This is a genomic window from Serratia sp. 2C06, from assembly GCF_050037615.1.
GTDB lineage: Bacteria > Pseudomonadota > Gammaproteobacteria > Enterobacterales > Enterobacteriaceae > Serratia > Serratia ureilytica.
The window spans coordinates 934609-952922 of sequence record NZ_CP188299.1 but is presented as its reverse complement, the minus strand read 5'-3'; the positions used below and the strand labels follow the sequence as shown (position 1 = coordinate 952922).

14 protein-coding genes, 2 tRNA genes and 2 rRNA genes are annotated in these 18314 nt (G+C 58.8%); 15 read left to right on the top strand and 3 right to left on the bottom strand.

Annotated features, from left to right (window positions below; translation table 11 throughout):
- The first annotated feature begins 65 nt into the window (after positions 1 to 65).
- The 4 genes from ACP3TA_RS04970 (at position 66) to ACP3TA_RS04955 (ending at position 3486) form a co-directional block, all read left to right on the top strand.
- Positions 66 to 2973, top strand: a 23S ribosomal RNA gene (locus ACP3TA_RS04970).
- 99 nt (positions 2974 to 3072) lie between these two features.
- Positions 3073 to 3188: ribosomal RNA gene (rrf, locus tag ACP3TA_RS04965) — 5S ribosomal RNA — on the top strand.
- A gap of 94 nt (positions 3189 to 3282) precedes the next feature.
- Positions 3283 to 3359 (top strand) — tRNA-Asp (locus ACP3TA_RS04960).
- A 51-nt stretch (positions 3360 to 3410) separates the two neighbouring features.
- A tRNA-Trp gene (locus ACP3TA_RS04955) sits at positions 3411 to 3486 on the top strand.
- Between the two features lie 269 nt (positions 3487 to 3755).
- On the opposite strand, the gene hdfR is transcribed toward ACP3TA_RS04955, so the two are convergent.
- The gene (gene hdfR / locus ACP3TA_RS04950) at positions 3756 to 4583 is read right to left on the bottom strand and encodes an HTH-type transcriptional regulator HdfR (RefSeq protein WP_033645382.1); all 828 of its coding nucleotides are present in this window, start codon (positions 4581 to 4583) and stop codon (positions 3756 to 3758) included.
- Between the two features lie 119 nt (positions 4584 to 4702).
- On the opposite strand from hdfR, the gene ACP3TA_RS04945 reads away from it, so the two are divergent.
- On the top strand, positions 4703 to 5041 hold the full coding sequence (locus tag ACP3TA_RS04945; protein ID WP_004929946.1) for a DUF413 domain-containing protein: 339 nt from the start codon (positions 4703 to 4705) through the stop codon (positions 5039 to 5041).
- 28 nt (positions 5042 to 5069) lie between these two features.
- On the opposite strand, the gene ACP3TA_RS04940 is transcribed toward ACP3TA_RS04945, so the two are convergent.
- Positions 5070 to 6593, bottom strand: coding sequence for a YifB family Mg chelatase-like AAA ATPase (locus ACP3TA_RS04940; protein WP_108682189.1), 1524 nt, complete (start codon positions 6591 to 6593; stop codon positions 5070 to 5072).
- Between the two features lie 341 nt (positions 6594 to 6934).
- Between ACP3TA_RS04940 and ACP3TA_RS04935 the strand changes: the two genes are divergently transcribed.
- From ACP3TA_RS04935 to ACP3TA_RS04890, 10 genes are all read left to right on the top strand, one after another.
- Positions 6935 to 8167, top strand: a complete 1233-nt coding sequence (locus tag ACP3TA_RS04935) for an MFS transporter (protein WP_033645380.1) — start codon at positions 6935 to 6937, stop codon at positions 8165 to 8167.
- A gap of 133 nt (positions 8168 to 8300) precedes the next feature.
- Positions 8301 to 8399, top strand: a complete 99-nt coding sequence (gene ilvL / locus ACP3TA_RS04930) for an ilv operon leader peptide (RefSeq protein ID WP_013814970.1) — start codon at positions 8301 to 8303, stop codon at positions 8397 to 8399.
- 142 nt (positions 8400 to 8541) lie between these two features.
- Entirely contained in the window at positions 8542 to 10188 is a 1647-nt protein-coding gene (gene ilvG / locus ACP3TA_RS04925; protein ID WP_060660142.1) for an acetolactate synthase 2 catalytic subunit, read from the top strand.
- Complete coding sequence (ilvM, locus tag ACP3TA_RS04920) at positions 10185 to 10442, top strand: acetolactate synthase 2 small subunit (protein WP_004929955.1); 258 nt, start codon at positions 10185 to 10187, stop codon at positions 10440 to 10442. Before ilvG ends, ilvM begins: the two co-directional genes overlap by 4 nt.
- 23 nt (positions 10443 to 10465) lie before the next feature.
- The gene (locus ACP3TA_RS04915) at positions 10466 to 11392 is read left to right on the top strand and encodes a branched-chain amino acid transaminase (protein ID WP_033645378.1); all 927 of its coding nucleotides are present in this window, start codon (positions 10466 to 10468) and stop codon (positions 11390 to 11392) included.
- Between the two features lie 107 nt (positions 11393 to 11499).
- Positions 11500 to 13350, top strand: a complete 1851-nt coding sequence (ilvD, locus tag ACP3TA_RS04910) for a dihydroxy-acid dehydratase (RefSeq protein ID WP_015379395.1) — start codon at positions 11500 to 11502, stop codon at positions 13348 to 13350.
- A 5-nt stretch (positions 13351 to 13355) separates the two neighbouring features.
- Positions 13356 to 14900 (top strand): threonine ammonia-lyase, biosynthetic, encoded by a 1545-nt coding sequence (ilvA, locus tag ACP3TA_RS04905; RefSeq protein ID WP_015379394.1) that lies wholly within the window; start codon positions 13356 to 13358, stop codon positions 14898 to 14900.
- Positions 14901 to 15012: 112 nt separating this feature from the next.
- On the top strand, positions 15013 to 16008 hold the full coding sequence (locus ACP3TA_RS04900; protein WP_033654501.1) for a hypothetical protein: 996 nt from the start codon (positions 15013 to 15015) through the stop codon (positions 16006 to 16008).
- A complete protein-coding gene (locus ACP3TA_RS04895; protein WP_170853393.1) occupies positions 16008 to 16586 on the top strand; it encodes a hypothetical protein in 579 nt (192 codons plus the stop codon). Before ACP3TA_RS04900 ends, ACP3TA_RS04895 begins: the two co-directional genes overlap by 1 nt.
- A gap of 21 nt (positions 16587 to 16607) precedes the next feature.
- Positions 16608 to 17309 carry a DUF2461 domain-containing protein gene (locus ACP3TA_RS04890; protein WP_033645375.1) on the top strand — a complete coding sequence of 234 codons (702 nt, stop codon included), beginning with the start codon at positions 16608 to 16610 and terminating at the stop codon, positions 17307 to 17309.
- Positions 17310 to 17319: 10 nt separating this feature from the next.
- On the opposite strand, the gene ilvY is transcribed toward ACP3TA_RS04890, so the two are convergent.
- Positions 17320 to 18210, bottom strand: a complete 891-nt coding sequence (ilvY, locus tag ACP3TA_RS04885) for an HTH-type transcriptional activator IlvY (RefSeq protein ID WP_004929971.1) — start codon at positions 18208 to 18210, stop codon at positions 17320 to 17322.
- Between the last annotated feature and the right edge of the window lie 104 nt (positions 18211 to 18314).

Sequence of the window (18314 nt, the reverse complement as noted above, 5' to 3'; positions counted from 1 at the left end):
GTAACCTGTCATAGAGTCTCTCAAATGTTTGCAGCGCGAACGATGGAAACATCTTCGGGTTGTGAGGTTAAGTGACTAAGCGTACACGGTGGATGCCTAGGCAGTCAGAGGCGATGAAGGGCGTGCTAATCTGCGAAAAGCGTCGGTAAGGTGATATGAACCGTTATAACCGGCGATACCCGAATGGGGAAACCCAGTGTGTTTCGACACACTATCATGTCATGAATACATAGTGGCATGAGGCGAACCGGGGGAACTGAAACATCTAAGTACCCCGAGGAAAAGAAATCAACCGAGATTCCCCCAGTAGCGGCGAGCGAACGGGGAGGAGCCCAGAACCTGAATCGGCTTGTGTGTTAGTGGAAGCGTCTGGAAAGTCGCGCAGTAAAGGGTGATAGTCCCGTACACTAAAATGCACAGGTCGTGAGTTCGATGAGTAGGGCGGGACACGTGACATCCTGTCTGAATATGGGGGGACCATCCTCCAAGGCTAAATACTCCTGACTGACCGATAGTGAACCAGTACCGTGAGGGAAAGGCGAAAAGAACCCCGGCGAGGGGAGTGAAATAGAACCTGAAACCGTGTACGTACAAGCAGTGGGAGCACCTTCGTGGTGTGACTGCGTACCTTTTGTATAATGGGTCAGCGACTTATATTTTGTAGCAAGGTTAACCGTATAGGGGAGCCGTAGGGAAACCGAGTCTTAACTGGGCGACTAGTTGCAAGGTATAGACCCGAAACCCGGTGATCTAGCCATGGGCAGGTTGAAGGTTGGGTAACACTAACTGGAGGACCGAACCGACTAATGTTGAAAAATTAGCGGATGACTTGTGGCTGGGGGTGAAAGGCCAATCAAACCGGGAGATAGCTGGTTCTCCCCGAAAGCTATTTAGGTAGCGCCTCGTGAACTCATCTTCGGGGGTAGAGCACTGTTTCGGCTAGGGGGCCATCCCGGCTTACCAAACCGATGCAAACTCCGAATACCGAAGAATGTTATCACGGGAGACACACGGCGGGTGCTAACGTCCGTCGTGAAGAGGGAAACAACCCAGACCGCCAGCTAAGGTCCCAAAGTCATGGTTAAGTGGGAAACGATGTGGGAAGGCATAGACAGCCAGGATGTTGGCTTAGAAGCAGCCATCATTTAAAGAAAGCGTAATAGCTCACTGGTCGAGTCGGCCTGCGCGGAAGATGTAACGGGGCTAAACCATGCACCGAAGCTGCGGCAGCGACGCTTAGGCGTTGTTGGGTAGGGGAGCGTTCTGTAAGCCGTTGAAGGTGGCCTGTGAGGGTTGCTGGAGGTATCAGAAGTGCGAATGCTGACATAAGTAACGATAAAGCGGGTGAAAAGCCCGCTCGCCGGAAGACCAAGGGTTCCTGTCCAACGTTAATCGGGGCAGGGTGAGTCGACCCCTAAGGCGAGGCTGAAAAGCGTAGTCGATGGGAAACAGGTTAATATTCCTGTACTTGGTGTTACTGCGAAGGGGGGACGGAGAAGGCTAGGCTAGCCGGGCGACGGTTGTCCCGGTTTAAGCGTGTAGGGGGTGTGACCTGGTAAATCCGGTTGCATACTAACCCTGAGGCGTGATGACGATGCACTACGGTGCAGAAGTAGTTGATGCCCTGCTTCCAGGAAAATCCTCTAAGCTCCAGGTAACATTAAATCGTACCCCAAACCGACACAGGTGGTCAGGTAGAGAATACCAAGGCGCTTGAGAGAACTCGGGTGAAGGAACTAGGCAAAATGGTGCCGTAACTTCGGGAGAAGGCACGCTGGCATGTAGGTGAAGTCCCTTGCGGATGGAGCTGAAGCCAGTCGAAGATACCAGCTGGCTGCAACTGTTTAATAAAAACACAGCACTGTGCAAACACGAAAGTGGACGTATACGGTGTGACGCCTGCCCGGTGCTGGAAGGTTAATTGATGGGGTCAGCCGCAAGGCGAAGCTCTTGATCGAAGCCCCAGTAAACGGCGGCCGTAACTATAACGGTCCTAAGGTAGCGAAATTCCTTGTCGGGTAAGTTCCGACCTGCACGAATGGCGTAATGATGGCCAGGCTGTCTCCACCCGAGACTCAGTGAAATTGAACTCGCTGTGAAGATGCAGTGTACCCGCGGCAAGACGGAAAGACCCCGTGAACCTTTACTATAGCTTGACACTGAACATTGAGCCTTGATGTGTAGGATAGGTGGGAGGCTTTGAAGCGTGGACGCCAGTCTGCGTGGAGCCATCCTTGAAATACCACCCTTTAATGTTTGATGTTCTAACTCGGCCCCATAATCTGGGGTGAGGACAGTGTCTGGTGGGTAGTTTGACTGGGGCGGTCTCCTCCCAAAGAGTAACGGAGGAGCACGAAGGTTAGCTAATCACGGTCGGACATCGTGAGGTTAGTGCAAAGGCATAAGCTAGCTTGACTGCGAGAGTGACGGCTCGAGCAGGTACGAAAGTAGGTCTTAGTGATCCGGTGGTTCTGAATGGAAGGGCCATCGCTCAACGGATAAAAGGTACTCCGGGGATAACAGGCTGATACCGCCCAAGAGTTCATATCGACGGCGGTGTTTGGCACCTCGATGTCGGCTCATCACATCCTGGGGCTGAAGTAGGTCCCAAGGGTATGGCTGTTCGCCATTTAAAGTGGTACGCGAGCTGGGTTTAGAACGTCGTGAGACAGTTCGGTCCCTATCTGCCGTGGGCGTTGGAAGATTGAGAGGGGTTGCTCCTAGTACGAGAGGACCGGAGTGAACGCACCACTGGTGTTCGGGTTGTCATGCCAATGGCATTGCCCGGTAGCTAAGTGCGGAAAAGATAAGCGCTGAAAGCATCTAAGCGCGAAACTTGCCTCAAGATGAGTCTTCCCTGGGCCTTTAAGGCCCCTGAAGGAACGTTTAAGACTAAGACGTTGATAGGCTGGGTGTGTAAGTGCAGCGATGCATTGAGCTAACCAGTACTAATGATCCGTGAGGCTTAACCTTACAACACCGAAGGTGTTTTTAGAGAGATTTTCAGCGACGTTCCGAGATTGGTTCTGATGGCTTCACGGAAGTGAGGCGGTTGGAATGAAACAGAATTTGCCTGGCGGCAATAGCGCGGTGGTCCCACCTGACCCCATGCCGAACTCAGAAGTGAAACGCCGTAGCGCCGATGGTAGTGTGGGGTCTCCCCATGCGAGAGTAGGACACTGCCAGGCATCAAATAAACGTTATCAGTGTGACGACTGGTAATGCGCAAGTCGCAGAGCGCGATATTGCCGGTATCGAAAGATACAACGTAAAAGAATCGGTGGAGCGGTAGTTCAGTTGGTTAGAATACCTGCCTGTCACGCAGGGGGTCGCGGGTTCGAGCCCCGTCCGTTCCGCCACTTATTTAATTATGCCTGCTTTTTTAGCAGGCATAATGTTAAGCGAGATTTAGGGGCGTAGCTCAGTTGGTAGAGCACCGGTCTCCAAAACCGGGTGTCGCGAGTTCGAGTCTCTCCGCCCCTGCCATATTAAGAACCCTTTGCGAAAGCAAAGGGTTTTTTTTTACCTATTATCCCTTCCCTTGGAGCATTCCCGCTTTGGAAAAGAGCGTATTGGCTGCTCTATGCTGATGTCTATCTGATCCGAGTTGCCTTATGATCTTTCGATCTTTACCCCCGCAGACCTCCTGATTCTCCTACCGTTTTGCATTTTCTTCTCTCAGAAGGCGATGGGCGGTTTTTGGTATGATAGACAGCCATGACCACGGCGGCGGCTTTTAAGGCCGCCATAGCGCTTTAGGCTGCGGTATTTAAAGGTATTTTAAGTAATTGCCGAATCAAAGGCTGTTGATCGCTGTTTTGCAACCAGACGGCATACAGTGGGCGGACAATCGGCGGGATCTCGGCGGCGGCAAGCAACTGCGGATACTCTTTTTCCCACTGGCTGGGCAGGAAAGCGCATCCGCCTGTGGTTTCCAGCAACTGACGCGTCAGGTGTGCCGAGGTGGTCGTGAGTACCGGCACGTTATCACCTTCCAACATGCGGTTTTCCTGTTGGTGGAAGTCGGCCCCCCATTCCAGCTTGATGTACGGCATGGGGGATTGCTTGTCACGACGCGCGGATGAGAACAGGCGTAATGAGAAATTGCCCAGCTGCTGGCTGGCCAGTTCGTCCATCTTTGGCGGCTCAGTGGTGATCAGTAAATCGAGCTGCCTTTCATGCAGTTGCTTTACCAAAGAGTGCCTTAAGGCCACCCTGGCTTCGAGCTGCAGCGCCTCTCTTTGTTGATAGAGAGATTGCAACCAGGGGGTCAAATAAGCCTCCCACAACGAGGCAGTCGCGCCGATCGACAGCTCGGTATGTTGCAGTGAACGCACGACCTCTTTCTTCGCCAACTGCCAGGTGTTCATCAGGCTTTCGGCATAGGGAAGAAGCCGCTCGCCGGCAGGCGTCAGGCGGATGTTATTGCGATGACGGGTAAATAAATTTGCGCCCAACTGGTTTTCTAACTGACGGATGCGGAAACTGACCGCGGACTGCGTTAAGTACAAAGATTCTGCGGCTCTGCCAAAGTGACGCGTTCTACTGACCTCCAAAAAGGTTTTCAGTAATTCGGTATCCACACCTATCTCCAAAAAAATTTGTCGTTAAGATTTAAATGTTTTGTTTTACACGCTGTCAAGCCTATCTAATACTCCGCGCCATAAACAGCACGGCCATAAGAGAATTAGGAGCGTGTCAGATGGCGGATAGCTTCACCACGACCAATCGTTTTTTTGATAATAAACATTACCCTCGCGGGTTCTCCCGTCACGGCGATTTCACCATTAAAGAGGCGCAATTGCTAGAGCGCTTCGGCTACGCGTTTAACGAGCTGGACTCGGGCAAACGCCAGCCGGCCACTGAAGAAGAACAGCTGTTCGTCGCAGTGTGCCGCGGTGAGCGCGAAGCGGCTACCGAGCAGGAAAAAGTATGGGCTAAATATCTGGCGCGCACACGTCGCCCGAAGAAATTCCATACGTTGTCCGGCGGTAAGCCGCAGGCTGACGCAGTAGAAGATTACAGCGACAGCGAAGACTAAAGACGATGGGGCCTTCGGGCCCCATTTTCTATTCCAGACTACGATGCAGTTGTAACAGCAGACGGTCCATACTGCGATAGCTCAGCGCTTCGCTCAGGTGGCGCCTGCCGATCTCGGCATCCCCCGCCAAATCCGCCAGCGTGCGCGCCACTTTCAAGATGCGCTGCCAGGCGCGGACCGATAACCCCAACGCGTTTAATGTCGCTTCCAAAAACTCGGCGTCTGCCGCCTGCAACACGCAATCCCGTTCCACTTCACGGTTGTTTAACAGCGCGTTGATTTTACCGGCGCGTTCGAGCTGCCGAGTGCGTGCCTGTCGCACTCTTTCCCGCACCTGCTCGCTGCTTTCTCCCTGAGTTTGCCGCTTACTGAGCGTACCTGGAGGTAACAGCGGCACTTCGATAGACAGATCGAAACGATCGAGAAAAGGCCCTGACAGCCGGGCCAGGTAGCGCAGCACCTGCTGCGGCGAGGCGCGATTATGCATACCCTGGTAATGCCCGGTTGGGCTGGGATTCATCGCCGCGATCAATTGCACCTTGGCCGGGAAGCAGACCTTGGCGTTGGCACGTGAAATCACGATCTCGCCGGATTCCAGCGGTTCACGCAGCGCATCCAGCACCTTACGCTCGAATTCCGGCAGCTCATCCAGAAACAGCACGCCGTTATGCGCCATAGATATCTCACCCGGGCGCGGCAGTGAGCCGCCGCCGACCAACGCCGCCATCGATGCGCTGTGATGCGGTGCGCGAAATGGCCTCTGGCGCCATGGCAAAGCGGTGAGAACAGGATGCTGCAAGCTGGCGACCGCCAGGCTTTCCAGCGCCTCAGGTTCCGTCAGCGGCGGCAGTAAGCCCGTCAGTCGGCTGGCCAGCATGGTTTTACCGGTGCCCGGCGGCCCAATCAGCAGCAGGTTATGCCCGCCGGCGGCGGCGATCTCTAATGCCCGCTTGGCCTGCTCTTGGCCGATGATGTCGCGCAGATCGGCGTTTTCATGCGGGTTGTCTGCCGCGGGAGGCGTGATGGCTACCGGCAGCTCGCCCTGACCGAGCAAAAAGGCACAGACCTCCAACAGGTGTTGGGCTGTATGGGATTGTGACTGCGCAATCAGGCCGACCTCGGCGGCGTTGTCCGTCGAGAGGACCAATTGTCGCCCGGCGTCAGCCGCCGCCAGCGCCGCCGGGATGGCGCCTCTGACCGCGCGCAGCGCGCCGGACAGCGCCAGTTCGCCAAGAAACTCGTAGCGTGCCAACGGGGCGAGGGGCAGTTGCTCGGAGGCGGCGAGGATCGCCAGCGCAATCGGCAGATCGTAGCGCCCGCCTTCTTTCGGCAGATCGGCCGGTGCCAAATTGACGGTGATGCGGCGGGCGGGAAAGGTGAAACCGTTGTTGATCAGGGCGCTGCGCACCCGATCGCGCGCCTCTTTTACCGTGGTTTCCGGCAGGCCAACCAGCGTCAGGCCGGGCAGGCCATTGCTGATATGCACCTCTACCGTTACGGAAGGGGCCTGAACGCCGATGATGGCGCGGCTATAGATTACCGCCAGTGACATATCGCTCTCCTTGCTGAGGGCGGCATGATGCGCGATTTATCCAGGTGCCGCGCGGCGTTCTTGGCATTTTTTCCATGAAACTCGCAGCATAATCACTGATTTTCATCGAATTGAAAAAGATTGTGCGAACCGCCTCGCAGCCTGTGGCAATACCCATTAACAATTCGCTGAAGCCTGCAACACATTAGCGGCCTGTACGCATTGCAGCCATAGGCTTGATGGGTGTATTTAACAATTGATTAAAAGAAAAATCACTTCTTTAACACACTCCGACCGCCGCGGCAGTCTGCCCGGCAGCCGCTAAATCTCCTGACTTCGTACTCTACGGTAGGGATAACACTATGTTTGGTTGGACCCCGCTGCAACGCAATGCGGCAATCGCCAGTTTTTCAAGCTGGACGCTCGACGCTTTCGATTTTTTCGTACTGGTATTCTTACTCAGCGACATCGCACAATCCTTTCACGTCGGCCTGGAACAGGTCACGTTGGCGATTCTGCTCACGCTGGCGGTGCGGCCGATCGGCGCGCTGATCTTCGGGCGCGCTGCGGAAAAATATGGCCGCAAACCGATCCTGATGCTGAATATCGTCTTCTTCTCGGTGTTTGAGCTGCTCTCCGCCGCCGCGCCCTCGCTGACGGTCTTCTTGCTGTTACGAGTGTTGTACGGCGTTGCGATGGGCGGTATCTGGGGCGTGGCGTCATCATTGGCGATGGAAACCATACCGGACCGCTCGCGCGGCTTGATGTCGGGCATTTTCCAGGCCGGCTATCCGTTCGGTTATCTGCTGGCGGCGGTGGTGTACGGCCTGCTGTTCGAAACGGTCGGCTGGCGCGGCATGTTCGTCATCGGCGCGGCGCCGATCCTGCTGCTGCCGTTTATTTATTATTGCGTGCAGGAGTCGCCGGTGTGGCTGGCGGCGCGTGAACGTAAAGAAAGCAGCGCCTTGCTGCCGGTGTTGAAGAGCCACTGGAAGCTGTGCTGCTATCTGGTGCTGCTGATGGCGGCGTTCAATTTCTTCTCTCACGGCACGCAGGATCTGTATCCGGTATTTCTGAAAGTTCAGCACGGTTTCGATCCGAAAACCGTCAGTATCATCGCCATTAGCTACAATATCGCGTCAATTATCGGCGGCGTTTTCTTCGGTTCGTTATCGGAAAAAATCGGCCGCAAAAAAGCGATTATCATCGCCGCATTGTTGGCGTTACCGGTGATCCCGCTGTGGGCGTTTTCCAGCGGTTCGCTGATGCTCGGGATCGGCGCTTTCCTGATGCAATTCATGGTGCAGGGCGCCTGGGGCGTGGTGCCGACCTACCTGACCGAGCTGGTGCCGGCCAACACCCGCGCGGTGCTGCCGGGGTTCGTGTATCAGCTGGGCAACCTGATCGCTTCGGTCAACGCCACGCTGCAAGCCACCCTGGCCGAGCATCATGGGCATAATTACGGCCTGGCGATGGCCATGGTTGCCGGGACGGTGGCAGTGGCCATCGCTCTGTTGGTGTTCTTCGGCAAGGATACGCGCGGCAAGGCCATCACCGGCGCGGTGAAAAATCCAGGTATGCGCGCCAACGTGTGAAATCCGGGCGATTCGCGTGAGGTATGACCAGATTGCGCCGAATAATAACGCAAAAAAAGTGTTGTCATGTCGCGCGCGGCTGTGGTACCTCTGTAAGCATTAGTTCTGAATGAGCACAGTGAACAAACCCATTATGAAAGCCTTTGCCCAAGTGATTAGCCTAGTCGTGATTAGCGTGGTGGTGATTATTATCCCACCGTGCGGGGCTGCACTTGGACGAAGAAAGGCTTAGCAAACAAGCCGGAATCGCAAGAGAACCCCCGCACCGTCAGGTCCGGGGGTTTTTTATTGGCAAGAGAAAAGTGGAGCAAGGGGCAGAGCATGAAAAACAGAACAAAATCCTGCGATTGTCGAAGTAAGGCGGGGAAATAACTATGAATGGCGCTCAGTGGGTAGTTCAAGCGTTGCGTGCGCAGGGTGTGGATACCGTATTCGGCTATCCGGGCGGGGCAATCATGCCGGTGTACGATGCGCTGTACGACGGCGGCGTGGAACACCTGCTGTGCCGCCATGAACAGGGCGCCGCCATGGCCGCCATCGGTTACGCCCGCGCCACCGGCAAAGTCGGTGTCTGTATCGCCACTTCCGGTCCCGGCGCCACCAACCTGATCACCGGGCTGGCGGATGCGCTGCTCGATTCCGTTCCCGTTGTCGCCATCACCGGTCAGGTGGGGTCCGCGCTGATCGGCACCGATGCCTTTCAGGAGATCGATGTTCTCGGCCTGTCTCTGGCCTGCACCAAGCACAGCTTCCTGGTGGAATCGCTGGATGCCTTGCCGAGCATCATGGCGGAAGCTTTCGCCATCGCCGCCGGCGGCCGTCCTGGCCCGGTGCTGATCGATATCCCGAAAGACATCCAGCTGGCGCAAGGCGACCTGCATCCGCATTTGATGCCGGTCGATGAAGCGCCGGCGTTACCGACGGCGGCGTTGGCCGAGGCGGCTGAGCTGCTGGCGCAGGCGCATAAACCGATGCTGTACGTCGGCGGCGGCGTGGGCATGGCGCAGGCGGTGCCGGCGCTGCGCGAGTTCATCGCCGTGACCCGCATGCCGAACGTCGCCACTCTAAAGGGGCTGGGCGCGCCGGATGCGCAAGATCCGCTGTACCTTGGCATGTTGGGCATGCACGGCACCAAGGCCGCTAACCTGGCAGTACAGGAGTGCGATCTGCTGATCGCCGTCGGCGCGCGTTTCGATGACCGCGTGACCGGCAAGCTGAATGCCTTCGCGCCGCACGCCAAAGTGATCCACATGGATATCGACCCGGCGGAGATGAGCAAGCTGCGCCAGGCGCATGTGGCCCTGCAGGGCGATCTGAAAGCGTTGCTGCCGGCGTTGCAGCGCCCGCTGAACATCGCCGCCTGGCGGCAACGGGTGACGGCGCTGAAAGCCGATCACGCCTGCCGCTACGATCATCCCGGCCAGCCGATTTACGCGCCGCTGTTCTTGCGCCAGCTGTCCGCCCGCAAGCCGGCCAACAGCGTGGTGACCACCGACGTCGGCCAGCACCAGATGTGGAGCGCGCAGCACATGACGTTCGAGCGCCCGGAGAATTTCATCACCTCCAGTGGCCTCGGCACCATGGGATTCGGCGTGCCGGCGGCGGTCGGGGCCCAGATCGCGCGTCCGCAAGATACGGTGATCTGTGTCTCGGGCGATGGCTCCTTCATGATGAACGTGCAAGAACTGGGCACCATTAAGCGCAAACAGCTGCCGCTGAAGATCGTGCTGCTGGACAACCAGCGCCTCGGAATGGTGCGCCAATGGCAGCAGCTGTTCTTCGACGGCCGCTACAGCGAAACCAACCTGTCCGATAACCCCGACTTCCTGATGCTGGCCGCCGCCTTCGGCATTCCCGGCCAGCGCATCAGCCGCAAGGATCAGGTGGAGGGCGCGCTCGAGGCGCTGTTCAACACCGAAGGCCCTTATCTGCTGCAGGTCTCTATCGACGAACTCGAAAACGTCTGGCCGCTGGTGCCGCCGGGCGCCGGCAACGAAACCATGTTGGAGGAAATATCATGATGCAGCATCAACTCTCGATCCAGGCGCGTTTTCGCCCCGAAATGTTAGAGCGCGTATTGCGGGTCGTGCGTCATCGCGGCTTTCAGGTTTGTGCTATGAATATGGTTTCCCCGGCCAACGCCGACAGCATCAATATCGAATTGACCGTTGCCAGCCCGCGTCCGGTCGCCCTGTTGTCATCTCAATTAAGCAAACTGATGGACGTCTCCTGCGTCGAGATCCAGCAGCCAACATCACAACAAATACGCGCCTGAGGCGCCGAGAAGGATAAATAACAATGACAAAGAAAGCCGATTACATTTGGTTCAATGGTGAGATGGTTCCTTGGGCCGAGGCCAAAGTGCACGTGATGTCGCACGCGTTGCATTACGGCACGTCGGTGTTTGAAGGCGTACGCTGCTATGACTCGCACTTGGGGCCGGTGGTATTCCGTCATCGCGAGCATATGCAGCGCCTGCACGATTCGGCGAAAATCTACCGCATGCCGGTGTCGCAAAGCGTCGACGAGCTGATGGAAGCCTGCCGCGCTACGCTGCGCAAGAACAACCTGGTCAGCGCGTACATTCGTCCGCTGGTGTTCGTCGGCGATGTCGGCATGGGCGTCAACCCGCCGGCCGGTTATAAAACGGACGTGATTATCGCGGCGTTTCCTTGGGGCGCTTATTTGGGTGAAGAAGCGCTGGATCAAGGCATCGATGCGATGGTCTCCTCCTGGCACCGCGTCGCACCAAACACGATCCCCACTGCGGCCAAGGCCGGCGGCAACTATCTTTCCTCCCTGCTGGTGGGCAGCGAAGCGCGCCGCCACGGCTATCAGGAAGGCATCGCGCTCGACGTGCACGGCTACATTTCCGAAGGGGCGGGCGAGAACCTGTTTGAAGTGAAAGACGGCGTGCTCTATACCCCGCCGTTCACCTCGTCGGCGCTGCCGGGCATCACCCGCGACGCGATCATCAAGCTGGCGAAAGACATGGGCTTCGACGTGCGCGAGCAGGTGCTGTCGCGCGAATCGCTGTACCTGGCCGACGAAGTGTTCATGTCCGGCACCGCGGCGGAAATCACGCCGGTGCGCAGCGTGGACGGCATTCAGGTCGGCATCGGCAAATGCGGCCCGGTGACCAAACAGATCCAACAGGCGTTCTTCGGCCTGTTCAGCGGCAAGACCGAAGACAAATACGGGTGGCTGGATCCGGTAAACCCGTAACGACAAGGCTCGCCGCGCAGCGTGGCGGACGACAAGACAGACAAGATAAGAAATATCCAGGCGGTTCGTTCGCCGCCTGCCATAAATACATTTGGAGTGAAAAGAGCATGCCTAAGTACCGTTCCGCCACCACCACCCACGGCCGCAATATGGCGGGTGCCCGCGCATTGTGGCGCGCGACCGGGATGACCGACGCCGATTTCGGCAAGCCGATCATCGCCGTGGTCAACTCCTTTACCCAGTTCGTGCCGGGCCACGTGCATCTGCGCGATCTGGGCAAACTGGTCGCCGAACAGATCGAGGCTTCAGGCGGCGTGGCCAAAGAGTTCAACACCATCGCGGTGGATGACGGCATCGCCATGGGCCACGGCGGCATGCTCTATTCCCTGCCGTCGCGCGAGCTGATCGCCGACTCGGTCGAATACATGGTGAACGCCCACTGCGCCGACGCGATGGTGTGCATCTCCAACTGCGACAAAATCACCCCGGGCATGCTGATGGCGGCGTTGCGCCTGAACATTCCGGTGATCTTCGTTTCCGGCGGCCCGATGGAAGCCGGCAAAACCAAACTCTCCAACCAGATCATCAAGCTGGATCTGGTGGACGCGATGATCCAGGGCGCGAACCCGAACGTCAGCGACGCCGACAGCGAGCAGATCGAGCGTTCCGCCTGCCCGACCTGCGGCTCTTGCTCCGGCATGTTCACCGCCAACTCGATGAACTGCCTGACCGAAGCGCTGGGCCTGTCGCAGCCGGGCAACGGTTCGCTGCTGGCCACCCACGCCGATCGCAAGGAACTGTTCCTCAACGCCGGCAAGCGCATCGTCGAGCTGACCAAACGCTATTACGAGCAGGACGACGAAAGCGCGCTGCCGCGCAATATCGCCAACAAGGCGGCGTTCGAAAACGCCATGACGCTGGATATCGCCATGGGCGGTTCGACCAACACCGTGCTGCACCTGCTGGCTTCGGCGCAGGAAGGTGAGGTGGACTTCACCATGGAAGACATCGATCGTCTGTCGCGCAAAGTGCCGCACCTGTGCAAGGTGGCGCCGAGCACGCAGAAATATCACATGGAAGACGTGCACCGCGCCGGCGGCGTGATCGGCATCCTCGGCGAGCTGGATCGCGCCGGCTTGCTGAACCGCGAGGTGAACAACGTATTGGGGCTGACCCTGCCGCAGACGCTGGAAGCTTACGACGTGATGCTGACCCGCGACGAAAGCGTCAAGAAAATGTACTCCGCCGGGCCGGCCGGTATCCGCACCACGCAGGCATTCTCCCAGGATTGCCGTTGGGATTCGCTGGACACCGACCGCAAGGAAGGTTGCATCCGCACCCGTGAGCACGCTTACAGTCAGGACGGCGGATTGGCGGTGCTGTACGGCAACCTGGCGGAAAACGGCTGCATCGTCAAAACCGCCGGCGTCGACAAGGAAATCCTCACCTTCCGCGGCCCGGCCAAAGTGTATGAAAGCCAGGACGATGCGGTAGAAGCGATCCTCGGCGGTAAAGTCGTGGCGGGCGACGTAGTGGTGATTCGCTACGAAGGGCCGAAAGGCGGGCCGGGCATGCAGGAAATGCTTTACCCAACCACCTACCTGAAATCGATGGGGCTGGGCAAGGCATGCGCGCTGATCACCGACGGGCGTTTCTCCGGCGGCACCTCCGGGTTGTCCATCGGCCACGCTTCGCCGGAAGCGGCTAACGGCGGCCTGATCGCCCTGGTGCAGGACGGCGACATGATCGCGATCGACATTCCTCATCGCGGCATCCAGCTGGATGTCAGCGAGCAGGAGCTGGCGGCGCGGCATGAGGCGGAACTGGCGCGCGGCGACGCGGCCTGGACGCCGAAAAATCGTGAACGTCAGGTGTCCTTCGCGCTGCGCGCCTACGCCTCGTTGGCCACCAGCGCCGACAAAGGCGCGGTGCGCGACAAGAGCAAACTGGGGGGATAAGCAGCATGGCGGTCTCTCAACCCCTACCCAGCGCCCCCTGCGGCGCGGAATATCTGCGAGCGGTACTGCGCTCGCCGGTTTACGAGGTGGCGCAAGTCACCCCGTTGCAGGCCATGAGCAAAATCTCTTCGCGCCTCGGCAACACCATTTTGGTGAAGCGCGAAGATCGCCAGCCGGTGCACAGCTTCAAGCTGCGCGGGGCTTATGCGATGATCGCCGGGCTGGACGAAGAGCAGAAGGCGCGCGGCGTCGTGACGGCTTCGGCCGGCAACCACGCGCAGGGCGTCGCCTTCTCCGGTAAACGGCTGGGGATCAAAACGCTGATCGTGATGCCGGTGTCCACCGCGGACATCAAGGTGGATGCGGTGCGCGGCTTCGGCGGTGAAGTGCTGCTGCACGGCGCCAATTTCGACGAGGCAAAAGCGAAGGCGATCGAGCTTTCCCAACAGCAGGGCATGACCTTTGTGCCGCCGTTCGATCACCCGACGGTGATCGCCGGGCAGGGCACGCTGGCGATGGAGCTGCTGCAGCAAGACGCGCATCTGGATCGGGTTTTCGTGCCGGTCGGCGGCGGCGGCCTGGCCGCCGGGGTGGCGGTGCTGATCAAACAGCTGATGCCGCAGATCAAAGTGATCGGCGTCGAAGCGGAAGACTCCGCCTGCCTGCGCGCGGCGCTGGATGCCGGCCATCCGGTGGATCTGGCGCGCGTCGGGCTGTTCGCCGAAGGCGTGGCGGTGAAGCGCATCGGCGACGAAACCTTCCGCCTGTGCCGTGAGTATCTGGACGACGTGATCACCGTGGACAGCGACGCCATCTGCGCGGCGGTCAAAGATCTGTTCGAGGACGTGCGCGCCATTGCCGAACCTTCCGGCGCGCTGGCTTTGGCGGGGCTGAAAAAGTACGTCCAGCAGCACAACATTCAGGGTGAGCGTCTCGCGCACGTGCTGTCCGGCGCCAATCTCAACTTCCACGGGCTGCGCTATGTTTCCGAGCGTTGCGAACTGGGCGAACAGCGCGAAGCGCTGCTGGCGGTGACCATTCCGGAACAGCAGGGCAGCTTCCTCAAGTTCTGCCAACTGCTGGGCGGGCGCTCGGTGACCGAATTCAACTACCGCTACGCCGATGCCGACAACGCCTGCATTTTCGTCGGCGTGCGGCTGACGCGCGGCCACGCCGAACGGCGGGAGATCATCGACGAACTCAACGCCGACGGTTATCAGGTGGTGGATCTGTCGGACGACGAGATGGCTAAACTGCACGTGCGCTACATGGTGGGCGGGCGTCCGTCGAAGCCGCTGCGCGAACGACTGTACAGCTTTGAGTTTCCGGAGTCGCCGGGCGCGCTGCTGAAGTTCCTGCAGACGCTGGGCACGCACTGGAACATCTCGCTGTTCCACTATCGCAGCCACGGCACCGACTTCGGCCGGGTGCTGGCGGCCTTCGAGCTGGCGCAAAGCGAGCCGGAATTCGAGCGGCACCTGCAGGCGCTGGGCTACGATTGCCACGACGAAACCGACAACCCGGCGTTCCGCTTCTTTTTGCAGGGATGAGCCGGATTGATAAGTAACCGTGACGCATTAGTCAGTTTATGGGTTGCGCGGTTGTGATTTTGTCGTGCATTTTTATACTGCCAAGACTTCTGACGTATAGGGATGCACGACAATGAAAACTGCTTTTTCTACGCCGTTCGGTTCTCCCGAAGACGATTTGACCAACGCCGAGTTTGCCCGCCTGTTGGGCAATACCGGCGTACAAGAATTCTATCGCGATATTAATCTGCAAGCCCTGCAGGACTCGCTGGACTGCAGCCTCGCCTTTCATGGCGTGGGGATTATTTTTTCCGACGGGCAAAACTCATTTTTAGTTCGTCCGACGCAGCACACCGGTTATTCGAACGCCTCGCAGGTCACTCATGTGGTCATCAGCAAAACGGTGGCTCATACTTCGCGCGTTGCCGCAACCAATACGCTGTCGGAAGCGCTGAGCAAACCCAGCGTCAGCAAAGAGTTGGCCTCGGCCGCGCTGTCGTGCGGAACGCTGCTGGTATCGGTATTTTTACTGGCGTCGGGCAGCGTCGCCGTGCCGTTTACCGGCGGCACCAGCTCAGCGGTGGCTTATCTGGGCTATGCCGGCATGGCCGCCAGCGCGCTGCAGTGCGGCAATGGGCTGTACCGCGTCAACAAGCTTTATGACGGGAAAGGGGATGAATTGGCTCAGCTCGATTCAGAGCAGTGGTATATCGCCACCAGTACCGTGCTCGATGTGATCTCGCTGGCCAGCGCCGGGGCCGCCCTGAAGGAAGCGACGATGACCTATCGCGCCATGCGCCGCATTTCGGCGCGCAAGGCGACGGAATGGCTGAAAAGCATGCCCCGCAGCGAAAGGAAGCGGCTGACCGAAAACATCATTCGGGCGGAAAACCCGGGGATTTCCAATAACGTCTTGAAAGAGATGGTGAAGAACGGTTTATACCCGAAGCGCTATCCGACGGAAGCGATCCAAAACGGGCTGCGTCAGCAATTGCATTCGGCGCTCAATAACTCATTGACGTTCGTGGGCAGCGGCATCAGCGGCACCCTGTCTGCACCGGTGAATGTGAAAACCACCGGGCAGTATTTTGTGGGCATTATGCAGAAATTGCCGCAGATGGTGAGGTAATGGCGGACTGGATGATTAAACGCCTGATCGTGCAGGGCCGGGAGATGGAAAGCCAAATCGCGGCGCGCGATCGTGCGCTTTTCGCCGGCGTGGATGCGCAGCTCGAGCAGCATTTCATGACGCCGGGCCAGCGGCTGTCACCGCCGGGCGTCGGCAACGTCATGCTGCTGATGGTGTGCCTGATGCTGGGCCTGGCGGGCGTGATGGGTCTGGTCACGGATGTGGCGGCCGCCTGGAGCGGCAAGACCTCCGCCGCCGTGTTGATGGGCAGCGGCGCGATCGTGGCGGTGTGGATGACGCTGATCCTGTTCCAACTGGTGCAGGGTAAAAACAGCGGGGTGGTATTGCTGCAATATTACCTTGGCATGCTCGGTCTGTGTTGCCTCGGCGGCGCGGCGGCGTGGGCGGCGGGCATGACCGGCATCGCCACCGGCGCCCTGCTGCTGGGGGGCGCGGTTGGCGGGGCGCTGTTCAGCAACCGGGCGGCGTTCTACCTGTATGTCGCCTATTTCCGCACGCGTCGGCGCGTGTTTATCAAACGCCGTTGGCAGAGGGAAGATCTGCGCAATACCCGATAAACCGTCAGAACGGAAAAACTTATGACGCAACCTTTCTCCGGCTTTAGCCAGCAGGGCCTGAATTTCCTGCAGCAGGTGCGGATCGAGAACGATAAGGCGTGGTTCGACGGCAACCGCGACATCTACGATCGCGAGCTGCTGGCGCCGTTTCGCGCGCTGGTGGAGCAGCTTGCTCCCGGCATGCTGGCGATCGATCCGCAGTTCGAGACCCGCCCGGCGATCGGCAAAACGCTGTCGCGCATTCATCGCGATACGCGGTTTTCTCACGACAAGTCGCGCTACCGCAGCCGCATGTGGCTCACGTTCAAGCGCCCGAGCAAAGACTGGAAAGATGCGCCGGTCTACTTTTTCGAACTGGGGCCGGACATGCTGCGCTATGGGCTCGGTTACTACAGCGCCAACAAGCCGACCATGGATCTGTTCCGCCATACGCTGAAACAGCGGCCGCAGCTTTTCCTGGAGGTGGCCGCCTGTTGCCGGCCGCCGTTCGAGCTGGTGGGCGAGAGCTACAAGCGTCCGCTGGTCAAGGAGCAGGCGGCGGAGATCGCCACCTGGTACAACCGCAAATCGTTCGCGGTGATGGTGACGGACAGCGAAGTGGAAAAGCTGTTCAACGCCGATCTGGCGCCGCTGCTGGCCGGGGCATTTTTGCAGCTTGAGCCGCTCTATCACTGGCTGATGCAGGTGGAGGCGATGAAGCAGGTCGATCCGGCCGACCTGTAAAAACCCCGCGTCAGCGGGGATGCAGCAATCGCCAAAAGGCGTCGATCAGCGGATCGCTGAGGCGTTTTTTCTGGACGCAGACCCCCAACTCGAACGGTTCGACCATCGAGATGTTATCCAACTGCGAGATGCGGTTGCGCACCGGTTCCGGGCTATTGTCCACCACTACGCTCGGGATCAGCGCGATGCCGCAGCCCAGGGCCACCATCGACACGATGGCTTCGTGGCCGCCGACGGTGGCGTAAATCAGCGGATTGCTGATGCGGTGACGGCGGAACCACAGTTCGATGCGTTTTCGCGAAGGGCCGTGCTCCGGCAAGATGAAGGGGATCTCGGCCCAGTCGGGCTTGTCGGCGAACGCCTGGCTGCGCACCGCGCAGGGCAGCGCCGGCGCGATCAGCACCAGCGGAATTTCGCCGATTTTGGTGAACGCCACGCTGGCGGGCAGCGTTTCCGGCCGGCCGGCGATGCCGAGATCGGCCTCGTTGGACTGCACCTTGTCGACCGCGTCGGCGGCGTCGCCGGTGGTCAGCTTGATCTCTACCAGCGGGTGCTGTGCGCGGAAGCGATCGAGGATCGGCGGCAGGTGGCTGTACGCGGCAGTCACCGAGCAGAACAGCCGCAGTTCGCCGCTCAGCGAAGGGCCGTGCTGGCCGAGCGAGTGCTTGAGCTGCTGATATTGCAGCAGCGTTTGCTGGGCGAATTCTTTCAGCTGTTCGCCGGCGTCGGTGAGCTGCACGGTGCGGTTATCGCGCAGGAACAGCGGCTGCCCGAGGATCTCTTCCAGCCGCTGGATCTGGCGGGAGAGCGTCGACGGGCTGACGTGCATCGCCTTGGCGGTGCGCCCGAAGTGATGGCTTTCGGCCAGATGCAGGAACAGCTTTAAATCACGTAAATCCATATCGATACGCTCGCAGTGAGAGTGTTGCAAAAATTGCAATATCACGTTCTCAATATATCAATTTAAGCAACGCATTTCCTGTTATACATTGAGTTTAACGAATC

Coding starts and splice junctions, on each gene's coding strand:
- ilvY (WP_004929971.1), bottom strand. CDS start 18,210: ATGGATTTACGTGATTTAAAGCTGTTCCTGCATCTGGCCGAAAGCCAT.
- ACP3TA_RS04890 (WP_033645375.1), top strand. CDS start 16,608: ATGACGCAACCTTTCTCCGGCTTTAGCCAGCAGGGCCTGAATTTCCTG.
- ilvG (WP_060660142.1), top strand. CDS start 8,542: ATGAATGGCGCTCAGTGGGTAGTTCAAGCGTTGCGTGCGCAGGGTGTG.
- ACP3TA_RS04935 (WP_033645380.1), top strand. CDS start 6,935: ATGTTTGGTTGGACCCCGCTGCAACGCAATGCGGCAATCGCCAGTTTT.
- ACP3TA_RS04900 (WP_033654501.1), top strand. CDS start 15,013: ATGAAAACTGCTTTTTCTACGCCGTTCGGTTCTCCCGAAGACGATTTG.
- ilvD (WP_015379395.1), top strand. CDS start 11,500: ATGCCTAAGTACCGTTCCGCCACCACCACCCACGGCCGCAATATGGCG.
- ACP3TA_RS04915 (WP_033645378.1), top strand. CDS start 10,466: ATGACAAAGAAAGCCGATTACATTTGGTTCAATGGTGAGATGGTTCCT.
- ilvA (WP_015379394.1), top strand. CDS start 13,356: ATGGCGGTCTCTCAACCCCTACCCAGCGCCCCCTGCGGCGCGGAATAT.
- ilvL (WP_013814970.1), top strand. CDS start 8,301: ATGAAAGCCTTTGCCCAAGTGATTAGCCTAGTCGTGATTAGCGTGGTG.
- ilvM (WP_004929955.1), top strand. CDS start 10,185: ATGATGCAGCATCAACTCTCGATCCAGGCGCGTTTTCGCCCCGAAATG.
- ACP3TA_RS04945 (WP_004929946.1), top strand. CDS start 4,703: ATGGCGGATAGCTTCACCACGACCAATCGTTTTTTTGATAATAAACAT.
- ACP3TA_RS04895 (WP_170853393.1), top strand. CDS start 16,008: ATGGCGGACTGGATGATTAAACGCCTGATCGTGCAGGGCCGGGAGATG.
- ACP3TA_RS04940 (WP_108682189.1), bottom strand. CDS start 6,593: ATGTCACTGGCGGTAATCTATAGCCGCGCCATCATCGGCGTTCAGGCC.